Below are 24,564 nucleotides of genomic sequence, written 5' to 3' on the forward strand. Positions count from 1 at the left end.
CTTGGCCTCCGACTTGCGCCGAGGCCATCGCGGCCCGGCGCTCGGGCGCGACGGCCCCGGGTCGCTGGCCCGGGCGCACGCGGCTGCTCGGAGAGTGGCTGCGCACGCTGCCCGACCCGCCCCCACCGGTGCTCGCCGGGCGCCTCGCCACCGCGTGGCGGGGCGACCCGGGGCTCCGCGACGCGTGCCTGGCCGGCCTCACGTCCGCCGGGGCCGGCGCGGCGCACGACCTGCTCGCGGGCCGCCGGACCGAGGAGGCCCTCGACGAGGTCACCGCCGGCTGCGACCCCCGGTCGCTGGAGGTCGCGGGCCACGTGCTGCGCCCGATGGCCGCCCTGCTGCCGCCGCCGGAGCGCGCGGTCGTGCTCGCGGGTCACGCGTGGCTGGCCTGGGGCTGCGGTGACGGCACCCGCGCGCTCGTGCTCGCCGAGCGGGCGCTCGACGACGACCCGGGCGTGCGCCTGGCCGCGCTCGTCCTCGGTTGCCTCGAGCACGGTCTGGGTCCACGGGCCGCGCGCCGCGGCCTCGGCGGCAGCGCGGCATGACACGGGGTCGGGCACCGGCTGTATCAGGGTCGTCGTCGGGTGCTCCTGCCACCCGGGACACCGCACGACGGTCGCGGCGGTCCCTGGTCGACGGCGCCCCGCCGGGTCTAGCGTTCCGGCGCAGGCAGGGACGGCGCCCCGGCGACGGGCGCGGGACCGGACGGACGGAGGCGACGAGCGTGGTCGAGACACCGAGCACCCGACCGACCTCGGCGAGGGTGGGAGCTCCGGGGACGGCACCGGACGACCTCACGGTCGTCCTCGTCCCGGAGCAGTCGACGACCGCGCGGGCCGACGGGACGACCGAGGGCGGCACCGGCGCAGGTGCCGCGTCCGCGGACCGCGGGGACGCGGCGTCGGGGTCCCGGCACCGCCTCGCCGACCAGGCCGCCGGGCTGCTGCGCGCGTGGTGCCGGGGCGAGCCGGGCGCGTGCGACGAGCTCGTCGCCCTCCTCACCCCGCTGCTGTGGCACACCGCACGGGCCTACCGCCTGGACGGCGACGTCGCCGAGGACGTCGTCCAGAACGCGTGGCTGGCCCTGTCCCGCCGCCGCGACCACCTGCGCGACCCCCAGGCGGTGCTCGCGTGGCTGCTCGTCACCGTGCGCCGCGACGCGGCCCGGGCCGCCGCAGCCGCCCGGCGGGCCGTCGAGGACCCCGAGCCCGTGCTGCTCGCCGCGCCCGACCCGCGACCCGGACCGGCCGCGCAGGTGGAGGACGACGACCGGGCGCGACGGCTGTGGTCGGCGGTCGCGACGCTGTCCGACCGCTGCCAGCGCCTGCTGCGGGTCATCGCCTTCTCGGACCGGCCGGACTACGCCGCGCTCTCGGTCGACCTCGCGATGCCGGTGGGCAGCATCGGGCCGACGCGCGGACGCTGCCTGAAGAAGCTGCGGGAGCAGCTGGGGGAGGAGTCGACATGGGCGACGACGTGAGCCCGCCGGCCGGCCCGGGCGGGCGGGAGGACGCCGACCTCTTGGTCGGTCTGCGCGACATGTGGGAGCGCCTCGACCCGCCGCCGCCGGGCCTCGCCGGGCGCGTCCGCTTCGCGCTGGAGGTCGAGCACCTCACCCGCGACCTCGACGTGGAGCTCATGCGGCTGCAGCAGGAGAGCCTCGTCGGCGCGGGCGGCCGCGGCGACGACGTCCGGACCGTCACCTTCGGCAGCCGGACGCTCACGGTCATGCTCGCCATCAGCGACGTCGACGGGGGCTTCCGCGTCGACGGCTGGGTCGCCCCGGGTGGTCGCCGGTCCGTCGAGGTCCGGACGTCGGAGGGCTCGACGCAGCAGCAGTGCGACGAGACCGGCCGCTTCACCCTCGAGCGGGTCCCGCCCGGGCACCTGCAGCTGGTCCTCGCCAGCACCGGGTCCGACGGGGCCGACGGCGGCCGCGTCGCCACGGGGGTCGTGACGCCCGCCCTCACCCTCTGAGGCGGCGGGGACGGCACCTGCCGTCCCGTCCCGCGATACGGCAGGTGGCTCGCGCGGGCGCGTGTGCCGTACCCTCGCGGCAGGTCATGAGCACCAGCGTCAAGCCCCGGCTCGCTGGTCGGCAACCCTCCTCCGCGGTGGGGTGCCCCGGGTGAGGACCAGGCCGTCACGGACCGGTGGCGGCAAGCGCGGGCCCGTGCGGCCCCGGGTTCGTGGGAGGTCCGCATGACGAGCTGTCCCGGCTGAGCGCCGCCCTCGTCCCCGCCCCACCCACCCCCGAACCGTCACGCGCCGCCGCCGGAGGACCCGCGGCCGCGCGAGTGAGGAGCACCCGTGAGCAGCTCGTGGTCCTTCGAGACCCGCCAGATCCACGCCGGCCAGAGCCCGGACAGCGCCACCGGCGCCCGCGCCCTGCCGATCTACGCCACGACGTCGTACGTCTTCGACAGCGCGAGCCACGCCGAGAACCTCTTCGCGCTGAAGGAGTTCGGCAACATCTACACGCGCATCATGAACCCCACGCAGGACGCCGTGGAGCAGCGCGTGGCCAGCCTCGAGGGCGGCGCGGCGGCCCTGCTGCTCGCCAGCGGGCAGGCCGCGGAGACCACCGCCCTGCTCAACCTCGCCGAGGCGGGCGGGCACGTCGTGTCCAGCCCGCGGCTGTACGGCGGCACGTACAACCTCTTCCACTACACGTTCCCGAAGATGGGCATCGAGGTGTCCTTCGTCGAGGACCCGGACGACCTCGACAGCTGGCGCGCCGCGGTGCGCCCGAACACGAAGGCGTTCTTCGGCGAGACGATCTCCAACCCCTACCAGGACGTGCTCGACATCGAGGGCGTCGCGGCCGTCGCGCACGACGCGGGCGTGCCGCTGGTGGTCGACAACACCGTCGCGACGCCGTACCTCATCCGGCCGCTGGAGTGGGGCGCGGACGTCGTCGTGCACTCGGCGACGAAGTTCCTCGGCGGGCACGGCGCCGCCATCGCCGGTGTGATCGTCGACGGCGGGCGCTTCGACTACGCCGCCGACCCGGAGCGCTTCCCGCAGTTCAACACGCCCGACCCCAGCTACAACGGGCTCGTCTACGCCCGCGACCTCGGTGTCGGCAGCGCGCTGGGGGCGAACCTCGCCTACGTCCTCAAGGCGCGTGTGCAGCTGCTGCGCGACATCGGCGCCGCCGTGAGCCCGTTCAACGCGTTCCTCGTCGCGCAGGGCCTGGAGACCCTCAGCCTGCGCATGGAGCGGCACGTCGACAACGCCCGCGCCGTCGCGGAGTGGCTCGAGGCCCGTGACGAGGTCGAGCGGGTCGCCTACGCGTCGCTGCCCAGCAGCCCCTTCCACGAGCGCGCCGCGAAGTACGCCCCGCGCGGGTCCGGCTCCGTCCTCGCCTTCGAGGTCGCCGGCGGCGTCGAGGCCGGCCGCCGCTTCGTGGAGGCGCTGGAGCTGCACAGCCACGTCGCCAACATCGGCGACGTCCGCAGCCTCGTCATCCACCCCGCCTCCACCACGCACAGCCAGCTGAGCGTGGAGGAGCAGCGTGCGAGCGGCGTGACTCCCGGTCTCGTCCGGCTGTCGGTCGGCCTCGAGCACCTCGACGACATCCTCGCCGACCTCGAGGCGGGCTTCCGCGCGGCGAAGGGCGCCTGAGGACGGTGGCGGCCTGGCAGGACGGGGACCCGGTCGGCGCACGGCGCTTCCTCGACGTCGGGACGGTCGACCTGGAGCACGGCGGCACGCTGCCTGGCGTCCGGGTCGCCTACGAGACGTGGGGCGAGCCCCGGCTCGACGCCGGCGGCCACGTGAGCAACGCGGTCCTCGTCCTGCACGCCCTCACCGGCGACTCCCACGTCGTCGGTCCCGCCGGCCCGGGGCACGCCTCGCCCGGCTGGTGGGAGGGCGTCGTCGGTCCCGGGCTCGCGGTCGACACCGACCGCTGGTTCGTCGTGGCGCCCAACGTGCTCGGGGGCTGCCAGGGCACGACCGGCCCCGCCACGCCCGCCCCGGACGGACGGCCGTGGGGCAGCCGGTTCCCCGCCGTGTCCGTGCGCGACCAGGTGGCGGTCGAGGCCCGGCTCGCCGACCACCTGCGCGTGCGGACGTGGGCGCTCGTGGTCGGCGGCTCCATGGGCGGGATGCGGGCCGTGGAGTGGGCGGTCGGGCTGCCCGGGCGGGTCGAGCGGCTCGCGGTCCTCGCGAGCACGGCCGCCGCCTCCGGCGACCAGATCGCGTGGGCGGCGCCGCAGCTGGCGGCCGTCACCGGCGACCCGGCGTGGCGCGGCGGGGACTACCACGACGGTCCCGACGCCGGTCCGGTCACCGGACTGGGGGTCGCGCGGCGCATCGCCCACGCCACCTACCGGTCCCGCTGGGAGCTCGACACCCGCTTCGGCCGCGACGCGCAGCCCGGCGAGGACCCGCTGACCGGCGGCCGCTACGCGGTGGAGTCCTACCTCGACCACCAGGCCGGCAAGCTCGCGCGGCGCTTCGACGCCGGCAGCTACGTCGTCCTCACCCGGGCGATGAACGGGCACGACGTCGGCCGGGGTCGCGGGGGCACCGAGGCCGCGCTCGCCCGCGTCCGGGCGCGCACGACCGTCGCCGGCGTGGACTCCGACCGGCTGTACCCGCTGGAGCAGCAGGAGCACCTCGCCCGGCACGTGCCCGGGGCGAGGCTCGTCGTCGTGCGGTCGCGTTACGGCCACGACGGCTTCCTCGTCGAGACCGCCCAGGTCTCGCGCCTGCTCGCCGACGTCCTCGCCGACTCGTCGGCCGAGGCGCCCGGGGGCGGCCCGGCCGACGTGCTCGACCCCCACCCGGCGACCGACGCCTCAGCGACCTGCGTGCCCTGAGCCCCCGAGCCCGTCCCCGAACCCGTCACCGGGCTCGCCGGCTCCCGCAGCGGTGAGCAGCCGCTCGGCCAGTCCCGCCACGCGGCCCCAGTCGCGGGCCAGCCCGGCGTGCAGCGGCAGCTCGGGCACCGCCGCGAGGGGGCGCCACGCGAGCGCCTCGGTCTCCTCGTTGCCGTCCCCGAGCCGCGCGCCGGGCGCGAGGAGCCCGAGCACGTAGTCGTAGCGCCAGTCGACGTGGTCGGTCCCCGTGAGGGTCGCCGCGACCCGGACGTCGGCCGGCTCGACGCCGACCTCCTCCGCGGCCTCGCGCAGCGCCGCCGCGACGACGTCCTCGTGGCTGTCGCGTGCACCGCCCGGCACGGCCCACGTGCCGCCGTCGTGCACCCATCGGGCGCGGTGCTGCAGCAGGACGTGCGACGACGTCGCCGCGCCGGCGCGGGGTCCGGCGGGGCGCAGCAGCACGAGGCCCGCGGCACCGTGCCGGCCCCAGTGGCGGCGGCCGCAGCGGCAGGCGACCCAACCGTCGCCGTCCCGCCACGCCACACCGGGAGCGTACGCGCGGCCCGTCCGGCGGCAGGGGGGCGGGACCGATACGGTGACGGCGTCCGTCGACAACGTCCGTCCGCCGGCCCGGCGGTGACCGGTAGCAGGAGGTGGCATGGCCGTCGTGGTGGGGTACCTGCCGAGCCGTGAGGGCCGTGCGGCTCTCGCGCACGGCGTGGACGCGGCGGCGCGCCACGGCGCACGGCTCGTGGTGGTGAGCAGCAAGGAGGACACCACCGAGGCCGTGCAGCAGGACCTGGAGCCCTACACCGCGCGGCTGCACGAGCACGGTCTCGCCTACGAGGTGCGGCACCTGCCGCGCAGCGCGGACCCGGCCGACGACCTCCTCGCCGTCGCGGAGGAGGTCGAGGCGACCGTGATCGTCATCGGGCTGCGCCGCCGCTCGCCGGTGGGCAAGCTCATCCTCGGCTCCAACGCGCAGCGCATCCTGCTCGACGCGACGTGCCCCGTGCTCGCGGTCAAGGGCGACGACGTCCGCGCCTGACGGCGCGCCACGGCCGTCACGACCTGACGACCGCGCACGGCTGCGGCACACTGCCTGCGTGCCGCAGCTGCACCTCACCCAGGACGACGCCGCCGACGCCCTGCTCAGCCGCGACCCGTTCGCGCTGCTGGTCGGGATGCTGCTGGACCAGCAGATCCGCATGGAGACCGCCTTCGCGGGGCCCGAGCGCATCCGCAGCCGGCTGCCGGGAGCACCGGACCGGCTCGACCCGGCCGTGCTCGCCGCGCTGCCCGAGGCGGACCTCGCCGCGCTCATGGCGGGTCCGCCGGCCGTCCACCGCTACCACGGCAGCATGGGCCGTCGCCTGCAGGACCTCGCCCGGGCCGTCGTCGACGACCACGGCGGTGACGCCGCCCGGATCTGGGTCGACGCGGCCGACGGGCCGGACCTGCTGCGCCGGGTGAGGGCCCTGCCGGGCTTCGGCGAGCAGAAGGCGCGCATCTTCGTCGCGCTGCTCGGCAAGCAGCTGGGGGTGCGCCCGGACGGGTGGCGCGAGGCGGCCGGTGAGTACGGCGAGGACGGCGTGCACCGCTCGGTCGCCGACGTCGTCGACGAGGCCTCGACCGCCCGGGTGCGGGAGTTCAAGCAGCAGCGGAAGGCCGCGGCCCGCGGCTGAGCGCGGAACAGACGGCCCGGCGGGACCGTTGACGACAGCGAGACGAGGGACAGGCAGCCGGACGCGGACGCGTCGCAGGTGCCGCTGCTGTGCTCCCCGGCCGCGGTCGGGGACTACAATGATAGGCGCTGGTCGTCGCGGTCACCGGACGGCTCCAGATCCTCCTTGATCCCCCTTGACCGTAGTCGACGAAGGGCTGTGCGTGTCGTCGGAGCACGAGAACCGTTCCCTGCAGGAGATCCTGCGCCACCCCGCGCTCGAGCGCATGCGCGAGCGCATCGGGGGTGGTGAGCCGGTCCAGGCCCACCACCTGCGCGACGTCGTGGTGGAGGCCCAGGTGCCCGCCGCCCGCATCAAGGCGGTGATGGCCGACCTGGTGTCGGCGGGACTGGACATGGGGGCGATCGGCGGGGCGCTGCAGCAGCTGCCCACGGCGCGCCGCAGCCGCAAGGCCGTCGCCGCCGCGCGCACACGCACCCCCTCGACGACGGCGACGATCGACGACGGGACGGTGGTCAGCATGGAGACACGCGCACGGGGCGCGGGCACCGCGGTGCTGGACGACGAGGACGCGCCGGTGGCCGGCACCACGGCCGCCGCGAAGAAGGCGGCCCCCAAGAAGGCGGCCCCGAAGAAGGCGGCGGCGAAGAAGGCCGCCCCCAAGAAGGCCGCCGGCGGCGCCGGTCCGGCCAAGGGTGCGGCGAAGTCGGCCGCGGGCACGACCGAGGCCGCGAGCACGGACGAGTCCGTCGCCGACGAGGACCTGCCGACCGACGTCGAGCCCGACCTCAGCGAGGTCGACGAGGCCGCGGACGACTCCAGCGACGACTCCACCGACGACTCCACCGACGACTCCACCGACGACGCGGCGCCCGAGACCGCGGACGACGCGGGCGACGACGAGCCCGCGGACGGTGCGACGCCGGCCACGGGCACGCCCGGCCCGGCGACCGCCGCCGCCGAGGCCTTCGTCCTCACGACGAAGGACGACGACGACCCCGCGCCGACCGTCGTGCAGGCGGGCGCGACCGCCGACCCGGTCAAGGACTACCTCAAGCAGATCGGCAAGGTCGCGCTCCTCAACGCCGAGCAGGAGGTGGAGCTCGCCAAGCGCATCGAGGCGGGCCTGTTCGCCGAGGAGCGGCTGACGAACGACGCCGAGCCCCTCGACAGCCGCGTCAAGCGCGAGCTGTGGTGGATCGCCGAGGACGGCCGGCGGGCCAAGAACCACCTGCTCGAGGCCAACCTGCGCCTCGTCGTCAGCCTGGCCAAGCGCTACACCGGCCGCGGCATGCTGTTCCTCGACCTCATCCAGGAGGGCAACCTCGGCCTCATCCGCGCGGTCGAGAAGTTCGACTACACCAAGGGCTACAAGTTCTCCACGTACGCCACGTGGTGGATCCGGCAGGCGATCACCCGTGCCATGGCCGACCAGGCGCGGACCATCCGCATCCCGGTCCACATGGTCGAGGTCATCAACAAGCTCGCCCGCGTGCAGCGGCAGATGCTCCAGGACCTGGGCCGCGAGCCCACGCCGGAAGAGCTGGCGGTCGAGCTCGACATGACGCCGGAGAAGGTCGTCGAGGTGCAGAAGTACGGGCGCGAGCCCATCTCGCTGCACACCCCGCTCGGCGAGGACGGCGACAGCGAGTTCGGCGACCTCATCGAGGACTCCGAGGCCGTCGTGCCCGCGGACGCCGTGAGCTTCACGCTCCTGCAGGAACAGCTGCACTCGGTGCTCGACACCCTGTCCGAGCGCGAGGCGGGGGTCGTGAGCATGCGCTTCGGGCTCACCGACGGCCAGCCGAAGACGCTCGACGAGATCGGCAAGGTGTACGGCGTCACGCGCGAGCGGATCCGGCAGATCGAGTCGAAGACGATGTCGAAGCTGCGCCACCCCAGCCGGTCGCAGGTCCTGCGCGACTACCTGGACTGATCACCAGCACCTGGCACGCGTCACCACGGAGGCCCGTCACCCGCGAGGGTGACGGGCCTCCGTCGTCTGCGGGGGTCCCGTCGGCGACGACCGCCCGGGTGGCACACTCGACCCCGGGACGCCGACGTCAGGGGGCTCGTGGTGCGACGGAGCAGGACGGCGGCCGTGGTGGGGACCGCGGCCGCGGTGGCGCTGGGGGTCGTGCTCGTGCGCGGCGGGACCGCGGTCGACGCCGACGACCTGGCCGCCGCCCGCGCGGAGGCGGCGCCGACCCCGAGCGCCTCGGCCACCGAGGACGACGGGCCGGACCCCGTGCTCCTGAGCGCGAACGGCCTGCCCACCCTCCGGCTGGGGGCGGCGCCCGGCCCGGGCACCCGTACCGTCCCGGAGGCCTTCGTCACGCCCGACCGCACCGCCTGCGGTTACGTGGTCCCGGACGTCATGTGGGGCGAGGTGCGGGCGGCCCCGGAGGAAGGGGACCAGGAGGCCGACGCCCAGGCCCTCAACCGGCTGGTGCAGGACCTCGAGGTCCGCGCGTGGCTCGTCGACGGCACCGTGGAGTCGGTCCGCCTGCAGGCGTGGTCGCCGCCGGCCCAGGCGCTCGACGGCGTCCGCTCCTGGGCGGGCGTCACCATCGGCTCGCCCATCGAGGTCGCGGCCGAGCTGCCGGGAGCCCGCACCACCCGTGAGCGGCCGTGGCCGGACCAGCCGCCCGTCACCGTCGTGCGGGTCCCGCTACGGGGCGGCGGCACCGAGCTGGTCGCCGCGGACGCGCAGTCGTGGTCGACCGAGGCGGGGCAGGAAGCAGCAGGGCGGGTCACGAGCCTCGAGCTCCGCTCCGCCGCCGGCGCCGCGTGCACGCGCGAGGCGACGCAGCAGTGGCAGGGCCGGACCGACGACGAGGTCACCCTGGTCGGAGCCGACGGCTCGGTCGCCGGCGTGCAGGTCGGCGCGGACGCCGACGCGCTCGCCGCGGCGGGCGTCCTCCAGCCGCAGGAGGACGAGCTGCCCGACGCCGGCGGCTGCCGCTGGTGGACCGCGGAGGGCGGCCGCCACCACGTCGTGTCGCACGACGGCGTGGTGACCCGGCTGCACGTCGGCACGGCGTTCCGGCTCGTCGACGACGTCGGCAGCGGCTCGACCGCCGCGGAGCTCCTTGCCTCCCCGCTCGGCGCGGCCACCACCACGAGCCCCCACCTGGCCCCCACCGGCAGCACGGCGGAGCGGACGATGGTCGAGGCGATGCAGCTGGCCTACGTCCACCTCGAGACGACGGTCCTGGAGGTCTCGCTGTTCCCCGAGCACCGCGCCGTGCCGGAGGCCGGCGCGATCGTGCCGGGTGGTGAGCTCCGGGCCGACTCGCTCAGCGTCCTGCTTCGGCGGGAGGCGGGGCAGGACCCGTGGGTGTGCTGAACGGACCCGACGACGGCCCGGCCCCGGCCGAGCCGCAGGTCGCGTGCGACCCTGAGGTGTGACGTCGTCGTCAGCGCCCCGCCGCGTGGTCGCCCTCGCGGTCGCGCTCGGGCTGCTCGCGGCCGTGCTGCTCGCGCGCTCGGTGACCGCCGTCGACGGCGAGGCCATCGACGCGGCGCGTGAGGCCGCCCGCGCGGAGGCCTCGGTGCCGCCGCCGTCGTCGCTGCCGACGCCCCGCGCCGACGGTCGCGTCGTCGTCCGTCCCGACGGGATCGACGGGCTGCGCCTCGGCATGAGCGCGGAGGAGGTCGTGGCGGCGGGCTTCGTCGTCGAGCGCTGGCGCAACTCCGACGGCTGCGTCCGCATCGCGCCCGGCCTCGCCGACACCGGGCCCGGTCAGGGCGTCACCGGCTGGCTGTACGGCCGCCAGGTCGCTGCCGTCGACGTCGACGACCGCGTGGGCGACGGCGCCTCGTTCCTCGGGCCCGGCCCGGGCGACCCCCTCGCCGACCTGCAGGGGGTCGAGGGTGTCCTGTGGGGCCGCGTCCGCGTGCCGGTGCCGTGGCAGGAGGCGCCGCAGGTCGTCGACGTCGCGTGGAGCCGACCACGCCCCGACGTCCGCGTCGGCTTCACCGACACCACGGGGGACGGGCGCGTCGACCACGTGCGGGTGAGCACCGACGCCGCCGCGGGCTGCCCCGAGGCGCACGAGGCGGTGCTGGAGCGGGAGGTCCACGGGCTGCCGGAGGTGGGCGCCGCCGGCTGGGGACGGCTGCGGCTCGGCAGCACGCTCGGGGAGGTGCCGCACGACGTGCAGCTGCAGGACGACGGCGTCACGGGGGAGGGCTGCGAGCTCGTCCTGTCCGACCACGAGCCCGGCCTCGCCTACGTCGTGCTGCGCGACGGGGTCGTCGTCGCGGTCGCCGTGGACCGCGGCCGTCACGAGGCCGGCTTCGCGGTCGGCGACGACCCGGAGGCCCTGCGGGCCGCCGTCCCCGGCCTCACCACGTCGTACCTCGGGCAGTTCTGGTCGCAGGGGCTGTCGGTGGACTGGCAGGTGGACGGCGAGCCGGTCGTGCTGTCCCCGCGCCGCGAGCAGGTGCTCGTACCGGGCACGGGCGCCTCGATCACCGGGCCGCAGCCCGTCCTCGGGACCGTCCGGGTCGGACCCGGCTGCTGAGGCCCGCGACGCCGCCCGCTCAGACGAGCACGACCACCACGAACAGCACGACGCCCGCCACCCCGGCCGCGAGCTCGATCGCCTGCGACGTGACGACGGCGACCACCGCCTGCCACGTCGAGCCGAGCGAGCGGCCGAGGTGGCGGGCGCGGTAGGACTGCACGAGGTAGACGGCGCCGACGAAGAACAGCGGCAGCCCCAGCACGGGCACGACGAAGAACCCGACGACGCCCGCGAGCCCCGCCACCAGCAGCACCCACGACGGGATGCCCGCCGCGAGCAGCCGCTTCCCCGGCACGTAGTACTGCAGCACCGCCGCGGCGGCCCACAGCGCGAGCGACACCGCGAGGCCGGTCCACGCCCAGGCGTCGCGCTCGTACAGGGCGAAGCCGAGGAAGGCGGCGTTGACGAGGGCGAGCCCGGGCAGCACGGGGACGACGATCCCTACGAGCCCCACGACCATCGCGACGAGCGCGGCCGCGACCACCCACTCCCTCGGGTCGAGCAGATCCGCGACACCGGCCACGGCACGCCACCCTACGCACGACGAGGGGCGCCCCGGTCGTACCGGGGCGCCCCTCGTGCGGTTGTCGCGGTGGTGTCGCGGCCTCGCGGGCCGCCTCGGCTCAGCCGACCGGGTCCTCGGTCAGCCGCGTCGTCTCGTCGTGGACCTCGGCGCCCTGCGCCTCGAGGGTCGGGGCGAACTGCCGGCCGTGGTGGCCGCAGAACAGCAGCTCGCCGCCGCCGGGCAGGACTGCCTTGACGTAGGCCTGCGCGCCGCAGCGGTCGCAGCGGTCGGCGGCGTTCAGGGCCGGGGCCGTCATCGTCGTCATGTCGTGGGTACCGCCCTTCGCGGGGAGACGGATGCACATGGCACCCGGGGTGTGGCTCGTGGATCTCGGGGTGGGCTGTCGTACTCCTCAACCATGCCCGTTCTCCGGGCGTTCCCGCGGCACATCCGTTCCGCTGGCGGCGAAACGGTGTGGGACGGCGGCCGTCCGGGTGACGCTCGGTACCGTGGCGGGGTGTCCGAGACGACGACCCGCCGCCGCGCAGGAGCCGACGAGCCGTCGTACAACGCCCGCCACCTGTCGGTGCTCGAGGGCCTGGAGGCGGTCCGCAAGCGCCCCGGCATGTACATCGGCTCCACCGACACCCGCGGCCTCATGCACTGCCTGTGGGAGCTCATCGACAACTCCGTCGACGAGGCGCTCGCCGGGCACGCCACGCGCGTGGACGTGCTGCTGCACGACGACGGCTCGGCGGAGGTCCGCGACGACGGACGCGGAGTGCCGGTCGACACCGAGCCGCGGACCGGCCTGAGCGGGGTGGAGGTCGTCTACACGAAGCTGCACGCCGGCGGGAAGTTCGGCGGCGCCTCCTACGCGGCCTCCGGCGGCCTCCACGGCGTCGGCGCGAGCGTCGTCAACGCGCTGTCGGCGCGCCTGGACGTGGAGGTCGACCGGGGCGGGCGCACCCACACCATGCGGTTCCGGCGCGGGGAGCCGGGGGAGTGGACCGACGCGGGCGGGCCCTCGCCGGACTCGCCCTTCGCACCCTTCACCGAGGCGTCGCGGCTCGCGGTCACCGGCAAGGTGGCGAGGGCGCGCACCGGCACGCGGGTGCGGTTCTGGCCGGACCCCCAGGTCTTCGTCAAGGGCGCCCGCTTCGAGCGCGACGGGCTGGTCGGCCGGCTGCGCCAGACCGCCCACCTCGTGCCCGGCCTCACGCTCGCCGTCACCGACCAGCGGGTCCAGGACGGCGGGGCGGGCGACGCCGCGGGTGACGGCCCCTGGCGCCAGGAGTTCCGCTTCGACGGCGGGATCGGCGAGTACGTCGACTACCTGGCCCGCGGGGAGGCCGTCGCCGGCACGTGGCGCCTGCAGGGCGCCGGCGAGTTCACCGAGACCGTCCCCGTCCTCGACGCGACCGGGCGGCTGGAGTCGCGCGAGGTCGACCGCGTGTGCGAGGTCGACGTCGCCCTGCAGTGGGGCACCGGCTACGAGACGACGGTCCGCTCGTTCGTCAACGTCGTGTCCACCCCCCACGGCGGCACCCACCTCGCGGGCTTCGAGCAGGCGCTGCTCAGGACGGTCCGCGCCCAGGTGCAGGCCAACGCCCGCCGCCTCAAGGTGGCCGCCAAGGACGGCTCGGAGCGCGTCGAGAAGGACGACGTCCTCGCCGGCCTCACCGCCGTCGTCGCCGTCCGGCTGCCCGAGCCGCAGTTCGAGGGGCAGACCAAGGAGGTGCTCGGCACCCCCGCGGTCCGGCAGATCGTCGCGAAGGTCGTCGAGCGCGAGCTCACGGAGCTGCTGACGAGCACCAAGCGGGAGCACAAGGCACCCGCGGCGGCGCTGCTCGACAAGGTCGTCGGGGAGATGCGGGCCCGGGTGGCCGCGCGCGTGCAGCGCGACAACCAGCGGCGCAAGAACGCGCTGGAGTCCTCGAGCCTCCCGGCCAAGCTCAAGGACTGCCGGAGCAACGACGTCGAGCGCAGCGAGCTGTTCATCGTCGAGGGCGACAGCGCCCTCGGCACCGCCATGAGCGCCCGCAGCTCGGAGTTCCAGGCGCTGCTGCCGATCCGCGGCAAGATCCTCAACGTCCAGAAGGCGTCGGTGGCGGACATGCTCCGCAACGCCGAGTGCGCCTCCATCATCCAGGTGATCGGCGGCGGGTCGGGGCGCACGTTCGACCTCGACGCCGTCCGCTACGGCCGCATCGTGATCATGACGGACGCCGACGTCGACGGTGCCCACATCCGCACGCTGCTGCTCACGCTGTTCTTCCGCTACATGCGCCCGCTCGTGGACGCGGGGCGCGTGTACGCGGCCGTGCCGCCGCTGCACCGCGTCGAGGTCGGCAGCGGGAAGGGCAAGGAGGTCCGCTACACGTACTCCGACGCCGAGCTGGCCCGCGTCGTGCGGGAGGCCGAGCGCAGGGGCAGGACGGTCAAGCAGCCCGTGCAGCGCTACAAGGGCCTCGGCGAGATGGACGCCCACCAGCTGTCGGAGACGACGATGGACGTGCGGCACCGGACGCTGCGCCGGGTCCGCGTGCAGGACGCCGAGGCCGCCGAGCGGGTCTTCGAGCTCCTCATGGGCTCCGAGGTCGCCCCGCGCAAGGACTTCATCGTCACCGAGGCCGACCGCCTCGACCGCGACCGCATCGACGCCTGAGAAACCCGGGTGCGGCCGGGGTGCCCCGCCTGCCAGGGTGAGCCCCCGTGGCCGGCATCCCGAGCCCCGTCGCGGGGCTGACCTTCCGACCGAGCGCGCGCGAGGACGCCCCCGGCGTCCACCGGGTCATGGTCGAGTCCTACGACGTCGACCGCCCCCAGGAGCGCGAGACCCTCGCCGACGTCGAGGAGCAGTACGACACCCCGTGGTGGGACGCCGCGACCGACGGCCTCGTCGCCGTCGACGACACCGGCGCCGTCCGGGCGTACGCGCAGGTGATCGACCGCCCGGGGCAGGTCCGCACCCGGCAGGCGTTCCTGTTCGGCGCCGTCGCGCCCCCGCACCGTGGGCAGGGCGTCGGACGTGCCCTGCTCGGCTGGCAGGTGGAGCGGGGGAGGGAGCGGCTCGCCGACGGCGCCCGCGGGGACCGGCCGGTGTTCCTGCGCACCTTCGCCGAGGACCACCTCGCGGACAGGAACCGCCTGCTCGGGGCCGCCGGGTTCGAGGCGCGCCGCTGGTACACGTCGATGCGGCGCGACCTCGCCCGGCCCCTGCCCGAGACCGACCTGCCGGCGGGGCTGCGGGCCGTGACCCCCGAGGCCGGGGACACCGACCTCCTCGACCGCGTGCGCCGGACCCACAACGACGCCTTCGCCGGGCACTGGGGCAGCGAGCCGTTCGAGCCCGACGACTGGCGCCGGCGGGCCGTGACCGGCCACGGCCGCCGCCCCGACCTGTCGTGCGCCGTGCTCGCCGAGGGCGGCGAGGTCGTCGCCTACCAGATGAGCGGCACCTTCCCCGACGACTGGGAGGCGCAGGGGTTCACCGAGGGCTGGACGGACCTGCTCGGTGTCGCCGAGGCGCACCGCGGCCGCGGCCTCGGGCGCTGGCTGCTCCTCGACGCCATGCGGCGCTACGCCGCGGAGGGCCTGCAGTACGCCGGGCTCGGCGTCGACGTGGACAACCCGAGGGCGCTGGCGCTGTACACCGGCCTCGGCTACGAGGTCCGGGGACGCGAGACGAGCTGGGTCCTCGACCTCTGAGGCCCCGACCGTGCAGAGGTGCGTGTCGGCGGTGTACCCCCACCGGGGTCACACGCCGAGCCACGCACCCGTCTGGGCGTCGGCGTCGACCTCGGTCTCCCACACGACCACGGGCGTGGGGTCCGCCCCGCACGAGGCGGGCCGGAGCGCGTCGGTCACGTGCCGCTCGACCCGGACGCGGAACGTGCGTCCGGCGCTGTGGCGCACGAAGACGAGCCGCGCGCCGTCGGCGCCGTCGGGGTGGGGCTCGCTGCCGTCGACGCGCACGTCGTCGGGGCCGGCCGACGTTCCGGTCACCCCGAGGTGCCGCCGGACCGCCGCCTCGGCCGCCTGCTCCGGCGGGAGGTAGGTGGAGCGGCCGCGGTAGCCGTCGGCGACCGTCCGGCCCGCGAGGACCTCGTCGACGGCGTCGCCGAGCCGCTCCGGTGCGGGGCCGAGACCGCCGAGCAGCATCCCCGACGGCAGCAGCGCGGCGGTCGGGGCGAAGCGGTGCCCGCCGAGGTGCGAGGACTCCCACACCAGCGCCCGCGCGCGCCGGCGCCGCAGCAGGCCCCCGGCACCCTCCCGCAGCCGGTCGCGCAGCAGGGCGGCGGCCGGCCGGCCGCTGAGCGCGCAGCACACGTCGCGGGCGCCGTTGGTGCACACGAGGACCGCCGGGCGCTGCTCGCGGCGACCGAGTCCCGGGTCGCGTCCGAGCGCGAGCTCGCCGAGCGCGTGACCACCGGGGTCGCCCAGGGCCGTCAGGGCCGCCTCGCGCTCGGGCTCCGGCACGAGCCGCAGCCACGACCGGCCCGGCACCGTCCCCGCGAGGACGAGCGCCACGCCGTCCTCCGGCGGGGTGCGGACCGCCTCGCCGGAGGAGCCGGCGACGACCCCCGCCAGGGCCGACCCGCCCCCGCTGCGGCCGACCGGTCGCAGCAGCACCGGGCGGACCCCCGGCGCCGCCGCCAGGGCGCGGGCGACCGGCTCGGGCAGCCGCTCGAGCGCGTCCTGGGGCCAGGACCCCGGGACGACGACGCCGACCCACGCGACCGCGTGCGGCGCGGTCGCCTCCACCGGCTCGTGCTCCTGCGCGGCGAGCACGCTGCAGCGCACGGCGCCGTCGCCGCCCGAGCGGTCCTCGACCCGGCCGTCGACCGGGTCGAGGTGCCCCGTCACGACGGCACCCCGCCGAGCAGCACGACGGTGCCGCCCGGCCGGGTGCCGGACGCGTCGCGGCGCGGGTCGGGCTCCGGCATCGCGACCGCGGTGCCGGTCGCGCCCGACGCCAGCGCCGGACCCGGACCGACCCACGCCCCGACGAGGACGTCCTCGCCCTTGAGGAAGCGGTGGGAGCGGACACCGCCGGTACCGCGGCCCTTGCCCGGGTACAGCGCGAGGTCGCTCACCTTGACCGAGGTGGCGGGGCTGCCGGGCAGCGCCCCGGACGGTCCGGCGGCGGTCGCGACGACGTGGCCCTCGGCACCCGCGGGGACGGCGACGGCCGTCAGCAGGCGGGCGCCGGCCGCGAGGCGGATGCCCGCCATGCCGCCCGCGCCGCGACCCTGCGGGCGGACCGCCGAGGAGGGGAAGCGCAGCAGGCTGGCGTCGTCTGACACGAGCACGAGCTCGTCGTCGTCGCCGCACGCGAAGGCCGCGACCACCTCGTCGCCGTCGCCGAGCCGCACGACCTCCCACTCCTCGCGCCCGGGGGGCACGTCCGGCACGACCCGCTTCACCACGCCGCGCGCCGTGGCGAGCGCGAGACCCGCGCCGTCCGCCAGCGGGACGAGCCCGACGACGTGCTCGCCGGCGGCCAGCCCCGCCGACTCGCTCACCGACACCCCGCCGGACAGGGACACCGGCGCGGCGGTCGGGGGCAGGGCCGGCAGGTCGACGACCGGCAGCCGCACGCAGCGTCCGGTGCTCGTGACGACGCCGACGTGCGCGCGGCTCGTCGTGGTGACGGCCGCGCGCAGCACGTCGTGCCGGCTGCGCTCGCGCGGGCCCTGCGGCCGTACGAGCGCCGAGTCGTCGGCGGTGCGGGCGAGCAGGCCCGTCGCGCCCAGCAGCACGCGGCACGGCGTGTCCGGCACCTCGAGGTCGGCCGCGGCGGCCCGGCCCCGCTGCGCGGGCACGTCGCCCTCCAGCAGGACGGTGCGCCGTGGGGTGCCGTGCTCCGCCGCGACGGCGTCGAGCTCGTCGGCGACGGTCCCCCGCAGCGCGTCCTCCGAGCCGAGGAGCTCCCGCAGCCGCCCGATCCGCTCGGTGAGCTCGTCGCGACGCTGCTCGAGCTCGAGGGTGGAGAAGCGCGTGAGGCGCCGCAGCCGCATCTCGAGGATGTGCTCGGCCTGCACCTGCGTGAGGTCGAACACGGACATGAGCCGTTCGCGCGCGGTGCCGGCGTCGTCGCTGGAGCGGATGACCTGGATGACCTCGTCGATGTCGAGGACGGCGACGAGCAGGCCCTCCACGAGGTGCAGCTCGTGCTCGGCGACGGCGAGGCGGTGCGCGGTGCGGCGGCGCACGACGTCGAGGCGGAACCCGACGTACACCTCGAGCAGCTCGCGCAGGCCCAGCGTGCGGGGCCGGCCGTCGACGAGCGCGACGTTGTTGACGTTGAAGGACTCCTCGAGCGGCGTGAGCCGGTACAGCTGCGCGAGGACCGCGTCGGGGTCGAAGCCGGACTTCAGCTCCACGACCACGCGCAGCCCCTGCCGGCCGTCGGACAGGTCCTGCAGGGCGGCGATGCCGTCGACCTTGCGGCTCTTGACGGCCTCGGAGATGCGTTCCACGAGCCGCTCCGGGCCCACGCCGTACGGCAGCTCGGTCACGACGAGCCCCTTGCGCCGGGCCGTCACGGCCTCGACCTCGACCCGCGCCCGCACCCGGAACGACCCCCGGCCCGTCTCGTAGGCCTCGCGGACCCCGTCGAGCCCGACGACGATGCCGCCGGTGGGGAAGTCCGGCCCGGGCACGAACCGGGCGAGCTCGGCGAGGCTCGCCCGCGGGTGGCGCACGAGGTGGCGGGCGGCCGCGACGACCTCGCCGAGGTTGTGCGGCGGCATGCTCGTCGCCATGCCGACGGCGATGCCGCTCGCGCCGTTGACGAGCAGGTTGGGGAACGCCGCGGGCAGCACCTCCGGCTGCTGCAGCGAGCCGTCGTAGTTGTCGACGGTCCCGACGACGTCCTCGTCGAGGCTCGCCGTCAGCAGCGGCGCGGCCGGCGACGGGCGCGCCTCGGTGTAGCGCGCGGCGGCCGGGCCGGCGTCGAGGTTGCCGAAGTTGCCGTGGCCGTCCACCAGCGGCAGGCGCATGGTGAACGGCTGCGCGAGCCGCACGAGCGCGTCGTAGATCGCCCCGTCGCCGTGCGGGTGGAGCTTGCCCATGACCTCCCCGACGATCCGCGCGCTCTTGACGTGCGGGCGGTCGGGCCGCAGCCCCATGTCGGCCATCTGGTAGACGATCCGCCGCTGGACCGGCTTGAGGCCGTCGCGCGCGTCGGGCAGGGCCCGGGAGTAGATGACGGAGTACGCGTACTCGAGGAACGCGCCCTGCATCTCGTCCTCGACGTCGATGTCGACGACCGTGCCGATGTCGTCGGGGTCCGGAGCACCGGGCTCCTCGCGCGTGCGTCGGGTCGGGCTCACCGCCCGATCGTCGCAGACGCCCGCGCGCAGCCCGTGGCGGCACGACGGCACGGCGGGACGGCGGCGCGGGACGGCCGGTAGCGTCGGGTGGGTGGACGAGCCCGACCCCACCGCTGCCTACCCGGGGCACTGGGAGGCCGACGTCGTCCTGCGCGACGGCAGCGTCGCGCACGTCCGGCCGATCCGCCCCGACGACGCCCCCCGCATCGAGCGCTTCCACGCCGCGCAGAGCCCCCGGAGCATCTACTTCCGCTTCTTCGCGCCCATGCCGCGCATCAGCGCCGCCGACCTCCACCGCTTCGTCACCGTCGACCACGACCGCCGCGTCGCCCTCGTCACGACCGTGCGCGACGAGATCGTCGGCATCGGCCGCTACGACGTCGTCGACGAGCGCGGCCCGGGCGGGGGCCGCGTCGCGGAGGTCGCCTTCAACATCTCCGACGCCCACCAGGGCCGCGGGATCGGCTCGGTGCTGCTGGAGCACCTCGCCGCTGCGGCGCGCGACAACGGCGTCACGCGCTTCGAGGCCGACGTGCTGCCGGCCAACCAGCGCATGCTCGCGGTCTTCCGCGACGCGGGCTACCAGGTGTCGCACCACCTCGACGACGGCGTCATCTCCGTCGGGTTCGACATCGACCCGACCGAGCGGTCGATCGCGGTGCGGGCGGCCCGCGAGCACCGGGCGGAGTCCCTCAGCATGCGCTCGCTGCTCAGCCCGCGCTCCGTCGTCGTGGTCGGCGCGAGCCGCGACACCTCGTCCTTCGGGGCCCGCCTGCTCGGCGCCGTCATCGAGGGCGGCTTCGCCGGACCGGTCCACGTCGTCAACCGGGAGGCGCTCGAGCTCGGCGGCACCCGCGCGTACAACGCGGTCGAGGAGGTGCCCGGCCCGGTCGACCTGGCCGTCGTCACCGTGCCGGCCGCCTCGGTGCCGGAGGTCGTCTCGCAGTGCGCCGACCTCGGCGTCCGCGGCGCCGTCATCGTCTCCAGCGGGTTCGCCGAGGCCGGCCCCGAGGGCGTGGCCCGCCAGCACGAGGTGCTGCGGCTCGCGCGGGCCGCCGGCATCCGCCTCGTGGGACCCAACAGCTTCGGCATCATCAACACCGACCCCGAGGTGCGCCTCAACGCCAGCGTCGCACCGCGGCTGCCGGCCGCGGGCGGCATGGCCCTGTTCAGCCAGTCCGGCGCGCTCGGGGTGGCCGTCCTCGCCAGCGCCGACCGGCGCGGGCTCGGCATCTCCTCCTTCCTGTCCGCCGGCAACCGCGCCGACGTGTCGGGCAACGACGCCATGCAGTACTGGCTCGACGACCCCCGCACAGCCGTCGTGGGGCTGTACCTGGAGAGCGTCGGCAACCCGCGCAAGTTCTCCCGCATCGCGCGGCAGCTCGCCCGCGTCAAGCCGACCGTCGTGGTCAAGAGCTGGGTGAGCGGGTACGGCGTGCCGCCCGGGCACGAGGTGCGACGCTCCGACGCGCCGCCCGCCGCCTTCGACGCCATGCTCCGGCAGGCCGGCGTCATCCGGACCGAGAACCTCCACCAGATGTTCGACGTCGCCCAGGTCGCGCTGCACCAGCCCCTGCCGGGCGGGGACCGGGTGGCGGTGGTCGGCAACTCCCCGGCCCTCAACGCCCTCGCGGCCGACGCGTGCGCCTCGTGGGGCCTGCCGCTGGCGGGCGAGCCGGTCGCCGTCGGCTCCGAGGCCGACGCCGAGGAGTTCGCCGCGGCGCTTCAGGAGGTGTACGCGCGGCCGGACGTCGACGCGGTCGTCGCGAGCTTCATCCCGCCGCTGCAGACCGGCTCGGAGGACGTGCAGCTGGCGCTGCAGCGGACGGCCCACGGCTCCGGTCGCACGACGGTCGCCTGCTTCGTCGGTCCCCGCCTCGTCGGCTCGCCCCACGACGGTCTCGCCGCCGTGCCGGCCTACCCGCTGCCGGAGGACGCGGTGCGCGCGCTCGCCGCCGTCGTCCGGTACTCGGAGTGGCGCCGGCGCGACAGCGGCCCGCTCGTCGACCCGCCGGGCGTGGACCGGCGTGCCGCCCGCCGCCTCGTGGCCGACGTGCTCGCCGACGCCCCCGAGGGGCGCGACCTCGCGCGCGAGGAGGTCGTCGCGCTGCTCGCCTGCTACGGCGTCGAGGTGTGGCGGACCGTGGAGGTGCAGGACGCCGACGGCGCGGCGGCGGCCGCGGCCGGGCTCGGCTACCCGGTCGTGCTCAAGGCCGCCACGCTGCGGCACCGTCTCGACACCGGCGGCATCCGGCTCAGCATCGCCGACGAGGCGGAGCTGCGCGCGGACGTCGCCGAGATGCAGGCCGAGCTCGGCGCCCGCCCCGACCCGGGCGCCGCCGGCGACGGCCCGCCGGTCCTGCTCGTGCAGCACATGGCCGGACGGGGGGTCTCGACGGTCGTCACGACGGCGGAGGACCCGCTGTTCGGCCCGATCGTCTCCTTCGGGCTCGCCGGCGACGCGATCGACCTGCTCGGCGACGTCGCCCACCGCATCCCGCCGCTCACCACGGGCGACGTGCACGACCTCGTGCGCGGGGTGCGGGCCGCGCCCCGGCTGTTCGGTCACGGCGGCCGGCCCCGCGTCGACGTCGACGCCCTCGAGGACGTCGTCGCGCGGGTGTCCCTGCTCGCCGAGGACCTCCCGCAGGTCGCCTCCCTGCGGCTGCAGCCGGTCCACGCGGGCACTGACGCCGTCGCCGTGCTCGACGCGACCGCGCGGGTCGCCCCGCCCCCGACACCGCGCGCGGACGGGCCGCGCCGGGCGCTGCTGGCCGTCCCGTGACGTCGTCGGCACCCGTGCACCCGGCCGGTCGTCCACAGCCGCGGCGGCCGCGTGCCGGGGCCCACGGGTCGGTGGCAGGATGCCCGGGTGCGTGACACCCGACACCGCGGTCCTCGTCGTCCCGACGGCCCGGCGGACGGGCTGCCCGCGGACCTCGTGCGCGACGTCGAGCGCGCCGGGTACTACCCGGCCGTCGTCGCCGACGTCGTGCGCGTCGCGCTGGCGGGCGAGGAGGCCCTCGAGCACTTCGTGCACCCGGAGACCACGTTCGACGAGGGCGACCAGGTCCGCCGCCACGTGACGGTCCTCGTCCTCACGCCGACGCGGCTCATCGTCGCCCACGCCGACGACCACAGCGAGCGCGACGACCGGGCGACGCCGCCCGGGCACCCCGAGACCGTGCGCGCCGTCGACGCCGGGGCCACCTACGCGATGGCGAGCACGGAGGCCGTGCCGATCGACCGGGTGACCGGGGTCGTCGTCACCCACGTCGTCGACCGTCCCGAGCGCTACCGGCCCGGCGGGCTGCCGCGCGAGGTCACCCTCGGTGTGGCGTGGGGCATCGCGAGCCGGGTCGACCTCGAGCCCGCGGGCTGCGCGGACCCGGAGTGCGACGCCGACCACGGCTACACCGGCAGCGTGACCGGCGACGACCTGTCGCTGCGGGTGAGCGCCGACGCGGAGGGTCACGACGCCGTCGACGGCGCGCTCCGCTTCGCCCGGGCGCTGTCCGCGGCCACGTCGGGCCGGTGACGGACCCGGCCTGCCCGGCGCCGTCGCTCGCCCGCCTGCTCCCGGGGGTCGCCGGTGCCCTCGGCGTCGAGGGCTGGGAGGAGGACGCGGGGCTCCGCCTCGGGCGGTGGCCGCGCGTCTGCACGGTGCTCGTGGACGGCCTCGGCGCCCGGCTGCTCGCCGAGCGGGGCGGCCACGCGCCCTTCCTGCGGCGGGCGACCGCCCAGCAGCCCGAGGGCGCGCCGCGCGAGCTGCGCACGACCGTGCCGTCGACGACGGCGACGGCGCTGGCCACGCTCGGCACCGGCTGCCACCCCGCCCGCCACGGCGTAGTCGGCTACCAGGGCTTCCGACCCGGCACCGACGAGGTCGTCAACCACCTCACGTGGCCGGCCGACCTCGACCCGCTGCGGTGGCAGCCGCTGCCGACCGTCTTCGAGCGCGTGCGCGCGGCGGGGGTCCCCGTCCTGATGGTCGGCCCGCGCCAGTTCGAGGCCTCCGGCCTGACGCGCGCCGCGCTGCGCGGGCCCTCGTACGTCGCCGCCGAGAGCCTCGAGGACCGGGTCGAGGCGGCGGCGCGGGCGCTGCGGGCGGGCCCGCGGGCCATGGTCAACATGTACTGGGGCGACGTCGACAAGACCGGTCACGCCCGGGGCTGCGGCTCGCACGAGTGGGCCGGTGAGCTCGAGCGCATCGACGCGGGCCTCGCCCGGCTGCGGCGCCTCGCGCCCGACGACGCCGTCGTGCTCGTGACCGCCGACCACGGCATGGTCGACTGCCCCCCGTCGTCGCGGCTCGACGTGGCCGACCACCCCCACCTGCGCACCGGGGTGCGGGCCGTGGCCGGCGAGCCGCGCCTCGTGCAGCTGCGCACCGAGCCGGGCTCGGCCGAGGGTGTGGCCGCCGCGTGGGCCGACGTGGTGGGGGAGCGGGGCACCGTCGCGACCGTCGGGCAGGCGATCGCGGCCGGCTGGTTCGGCGGCGAGCCGGCCCCCGACGTCCTCGCCCGGGTCGGCGACGTCCTCGTCGCCGCCCACGGCGACCTCGCGGTCGTCGACCGCGAGCGGGACACCCCGGGCGTGCTGCAGATGGTCGGCCACCACGGCTCGCTCACCGACGTGGAGACCGCCGTCCCTCTGCTGCGGCTGCTGCCGCCGCGCGCGCGGTAGCGTCGCCCGTCGTGGCGGAGCTCGTCTTCTTCTGCGGCACGATGGACTCCGGCAAGTCCACCCTCGCGCTGCAGCTGGACCACACCCGCGCCGCGCGGGGCCTCGCCGGCCTGCTGTTCTCCATGCAGGACCGGGCCGGGCACGGCCGCGTGTCGAGCCGCCTCGGGCTGTCGCGCGAGGCGCGTGAGGTGACGGGCTCGACCGACCTGTGGCAGGCGGTCGTCGAGGAGCGGCTGGCCGGCCGGCGCACCGACTACCTCGTGTGCGACGAGGCGCAGTTCTACACCCCGGAGCAGGTCGACCAGCTGGCGCGCGTGGTCGACGAGCTCGACGTCGACGTGTTCGCCTTCGGCATCACCAGCGACTTCCGGGCCCGGCTGTTCCCCGGCTCCAAGCGCCTCGTCGAGCTCGCGGACCGGGTGGAGGTGCTGCAGGTCGCCGCGCTGTGCTGGTGCGGGCGGCGCGGCACGCACAACGCCCGCACGCTCGACGGGCGCATGGTCGTGGAGGGCGACCAGGTGGTCGTGGGCGACGTCACCGACGCCGGCGAGCAGCACCGGCCGGTGCCGGACACGGGCGCGGTCGCCTACGAGGTGCTGTGCCGTCGCCACTTCATGCGGCGGATGACCGCCTCCGCCGCCCGGGCGGGCAGCCTGTCGCCGGACGTGCTGCCGTGGTCCGCGGCGACGCCGGACTCGTGCCCCATCGACCCCGTCGCCCAGCTGCAGGCGGCGGGCCTCGACCTCGTCGACGCACCGGGCGCAGAGCCACCGCGGACCGGCTGAGGGACCCCGGTCTCAGCCGTCGCGCTTGGCCCCGAACACGATCTCGTCCCAGCTGGGGACCGCGGTGCGACGGCGGCGCGAGCGGCGGTCGGCCGCCGCGTCGGGACGCGCGTCCGGCGACGGACGGCCGTCGGGGCGCTCGCCCGGCCGGGTCCCGCGGGCCTCCGCCCGGTCCCGCGCGCCGGCGGGCTCGGGCACCCGG

21 protein-coding genes, 1 pseudogene and 1 riboswitch are annotated in these 24,564 nt (G+C 76.4%); of the genes and pseudogenes, 16 read left to right on the top strand and 6 right to left on the bottom strand.

The genetic code is table 11. The annotated features are described in order from the left end of the window. The 5 genes from WAA21_RS16500 to metX form a co-directional block, all read left to right on the top strand. Positions 1-545: DUF4192 family protein (locus WAA21_RS16500; RefSeq protein WP_336923937.1), on the top strand; the 545-nt coding region annotated here is incomplete at its 5' end. A 179-nt stretch (positions 546-724) separates the two neighbouring features. After that, a complete protein-coding gene (locus WAA21_RS16505) occupies positions 725-1,480 on the top strand; it encodes an RNA polymerase sigma factor (protein WP_336923938.1) in 756 nt (251 codons plus the stop codon). Then, a complete protein-coding gene (locus WAA21_RS16510) occupies positions 1,465-1,977 on the top strand; it encodes a hypothetical protein (RefSeq protein WP_336923939.1) in 513 nt (170 codons plus the stop codon). Before WAA21_RS16505 ends, WAA21_RS16510 begins: the two co-directional genes overlap by 16 nt. Before the next feature lie 82 nt (positions 1,978-2,059). Next, positions 2,060-2,172, top strand: a riboswitch (SAM riboswitch). A 138-nt stretch (positions 2,173-2,310) separates the two neighbouring features. Then, the gene (locus WAA21_RS16515; protein WP_336923940.1) at positions 2,311-3,627 is read left to right on the top strand and encodes a bifunctional o-acetylhomoserine/o-acetylserine sulfhydrylase; all 1,317 of its coding nucleotides are present in this window, start codon (positions 2,311-2,313) and stop codon (positions 3,625-3,627) included. A 5-nt stretch (positions 3,628-3,632) separates the two neighbouring features. After that, a complete protein-coding gene (metX, locus tag WAA21_RS16520) occupies positions 3,633-4,829 on the top strand; it encodes a homoserine O-acetyltransferase MetX (protein WP_336923941.1) in 1,197 nt (398 codons plus the stop codon). On the opposite strand, the gene WAA21_RS16525 is transcribed toward metX, so the two are convergent. Next, positions 4,809-5,372 carry an NUDIX domain-containing protein gene (locus tag WAA21_RS16525; RefSeq protein WP_336923942.1) on the bottom strand — a complete coding sequence of 188 codons (564 nt, stop codon included), beginning with the start codon at positions 5,370-5,372 and terminating at the stop codon, positions 4,809-4,811. The two genes, metX and WAA21_RS16525, sit on opposite strands and share 21 nt — an antisense overlap. Before the next feature lie 115 nt (positions 5,373-5,487). Between WAA21_RS16525 and WAA21_RS16530 the strand changes: the two genes are divergently transcribed. The 5 genes from WAA21_RS16530 to WAA21_RS16550 all read left to right on the top strand — a co-directional run bounded on the left by WAA21_RS16530 (position 5,488) and on the right by WAA21_RS16550 (position 11,043). Continuing rightward, positions 5,488-5,877 (top strand): universal stress protein, encoded by a 390-nt coding sequence (locus tag WAA21_RS16530; RefSeq protein ID WP_336923943.1) that lies wholly within the window; start codon positions 5,488-5,490, stop codon positions 5,875-5,877. A 58-nt stretch (positions 5,878-5,935) separates the two neighbouring features. Next, complete coding sequence (locus WAA21_RS16535; protein ID WP_336923944.1) at positions 5,936-6,514, top strand: HhH-GPD-type base excision DNA repair protein; 579 nt, start codon at positions 5,936-5,938, stop codon at positions 6,512-6,514. 202 nt (positions 6,515-6,716) lie between these two features. Beyond that, entirely contained in the window at positions 6,717-8,450 is a 1,734-nt protein-coding gene (locus WAA21_RS16540; RefSeq protein ID WP_336923945.1) for an RNA polymerase sigma factor, read from the top strand. A 165-nt stretch (positions 8,451-8,615) separates the two neighbouring features. Continuing rightward, positions 8,616-9,863, top strand: a complete 1,248-nt coding sequence (locus WAA21_RS16545) for a hypothetical protein (RefSeq protein ID WP_336923946.1) — start codon at positions 8,616-8,618, stop codon at positions 9,861-9,863. Between the two features lie 58 nt (positions 9,864-9,921). Continuing rightward, a complete protein-coding gene (locus tag WAA21_RS16550; RefSeq protein WP_336923947.1) occupies positions 9,922-11,043 on the top strand; it encodes a hypothetical protein in 1,122 nt (373 codons plus the stop codon). Positions 11,044-11,062: 19 nt separating this feature from the next. On the opposite strand, the gene WAA21_RS16555 is transcribed toward WAA21_RS16550, so the two are convergent. Together WAA21_RS16555 and WAA21_RS16560 are read right to left on the bottom strand one after the other, a co-directional pair. Beyond that, complete coding sequence (locus WAA21_RS16555; protein ID WP_336923948.1) at positions 11,063-11,569, bottom strand: DUF456 domain-containing protein; 507 nt, start codon at positions 11,567-11,569, stop codon at positions 11,063-11,065. Positions 11,570-11,669: 100 nt separating this feature from the next. Beyond that, entirely contained in the window at positions 11,670-11,915 is a 246-nt protein-coding gene (locus tag WAA21_RS16560; protein ID WP_336923949.1) for a DUF7455 domain-containing protein, read from the bottom strand. 153 nt (positions 11,916-12,068) lie between these two features. Here WAA21_RS16560 and WAA21_RS16565 point away from each other — a divergent pair, with 153 nt between their 5' ends. Together WAA21_RS16565 and WAA21_RS16570 are read left to right on the top strand one after the other, a co-directional pair. Then, entirely contained in the window at positions 12,069-14,219 is a 2,151-nt protein-coding gene (locus tag WAA21_RS16565; protein WP_336923951.1) for a DNA gyrase/topoisomerase IV subunit B, read from the top strand. 47 nt (positions 14,220-14,266) lie between these two features. Next, complete coding sequence (locus WAA21_RS16570) at positions 14,267-15,262, top strand: GNAT family N-acetyltransferase (RefSeq protein ID WP_336923953.1); 996 nt, start codon at positions 14,267-14,269, stop codon at positions 15,260-15,262. Positions 15,263-15,310: 48 nt separating this feature from the next. Here WAA21_RS16570 and WAA21_RS16575 read toward each other — a convergent pair whose 3' ends face one another. Continuing rightward, positions 15,311-16,420, bottom strand: coding sequence for a sucrase ferredoxin (locus tag WAA21_RS16575; RefSeq protein ID WP_336923954.1), 1,110 nt, complete (start codon positions 16,418-16,420; stop codon positions 15,311-15,313). Next, on the bottom strand, positions 16,417-18,891 hold the full coding sequence (locus WAA21_RS16580; protein ID WP_336923955.1) for a DNA gyrase/topoisomerase IV subunit A: 2,475 nt from the start codon (positions 18,889-18,891) through the stop codon (positions 16,417-16,419). The genes WAA21_RS16575 and WAA21_RS16580 overlap by 4 nt, the downstream gene beginning before the upstream one ends. Before the next feature lie 91 nt (positions 18,892-18,982). On the opposite strand from WAA21_RS16580, the gene WAA21_RS16585 reads away from it, so the two are divergent. The 4 genes from WAA21_RS16585 (at position 18,983) to WAA21_RS16600 (ending at position 24,362) form a co-directional block, all read left to right on the top strand. Next, a complete protein-coding gene (locus WAA21_RS16585) occupies positions 18,983-21,676 on the top strand; it encodes a bifunctional acetate--CoA ligase family protein/GNAT family N-acetyltransferase (protein WP_336923956.1) in 2,694 nt (897 codons plus the stop codon). An 87-nt stretch (positions 21,677-21,763) separates the two neighbouring features. Continuing rightward, a complete protein-coding gene (locus WAA21_RS16590; protein WP_336923957.1) occupies positions 21,764-22,429 on the top strand; it encodes a DUF5998 family protein in 666 nt (221 codons plus the stop codon). Beyond that, entirely contained in the window at positions 22,426-23,577 is a 1,152-nt protein-coding gene (locus tag WAA21_RS16595) for an alkaline phosphatase family protein (protein ID WP_336923958.1), read from the top strand. Before WAA21_RS16590 ends, WAA21_RS16595 begins: the two co-directional genes overlap by 4 nt. 11 nt (positions 23,578-23,588) lie before the next feature. Then, positions 23,589-24,362 carry a thymidine kinase gene (locus WAA21_RS16600; RefSeq protein WP_336923959.1) on the top strand — a complete coding sequence of 258 codons (774 nt, stop codon included), beginning with the start codon at positions 23,589-23,591 and terminating at the stop codon, positions 24,360-24,362. A gap of 12 nt (positions 24,363-24,374) precedes the next feature. Here the strand turns inward: WAA21_RS16600 and WAA21_RS16605 are convergent. Beyond that, positions 24,375-24,564 (bottom strand): annotated as a pseudogene (locus tag WAA21_RS16605) (septation protein SepH); the annotation flags it as partial.

This window comes from Aquipuribacter sp. SD81, from assembly GCF_037153975.1.
In the GTDB taxonomy this organism is placed as follows: domain Bacteria; phylum Actinomycetota; class Actinomycetes; order Actinomycetales; family JBBAYJ01; genus Aquipuribacter.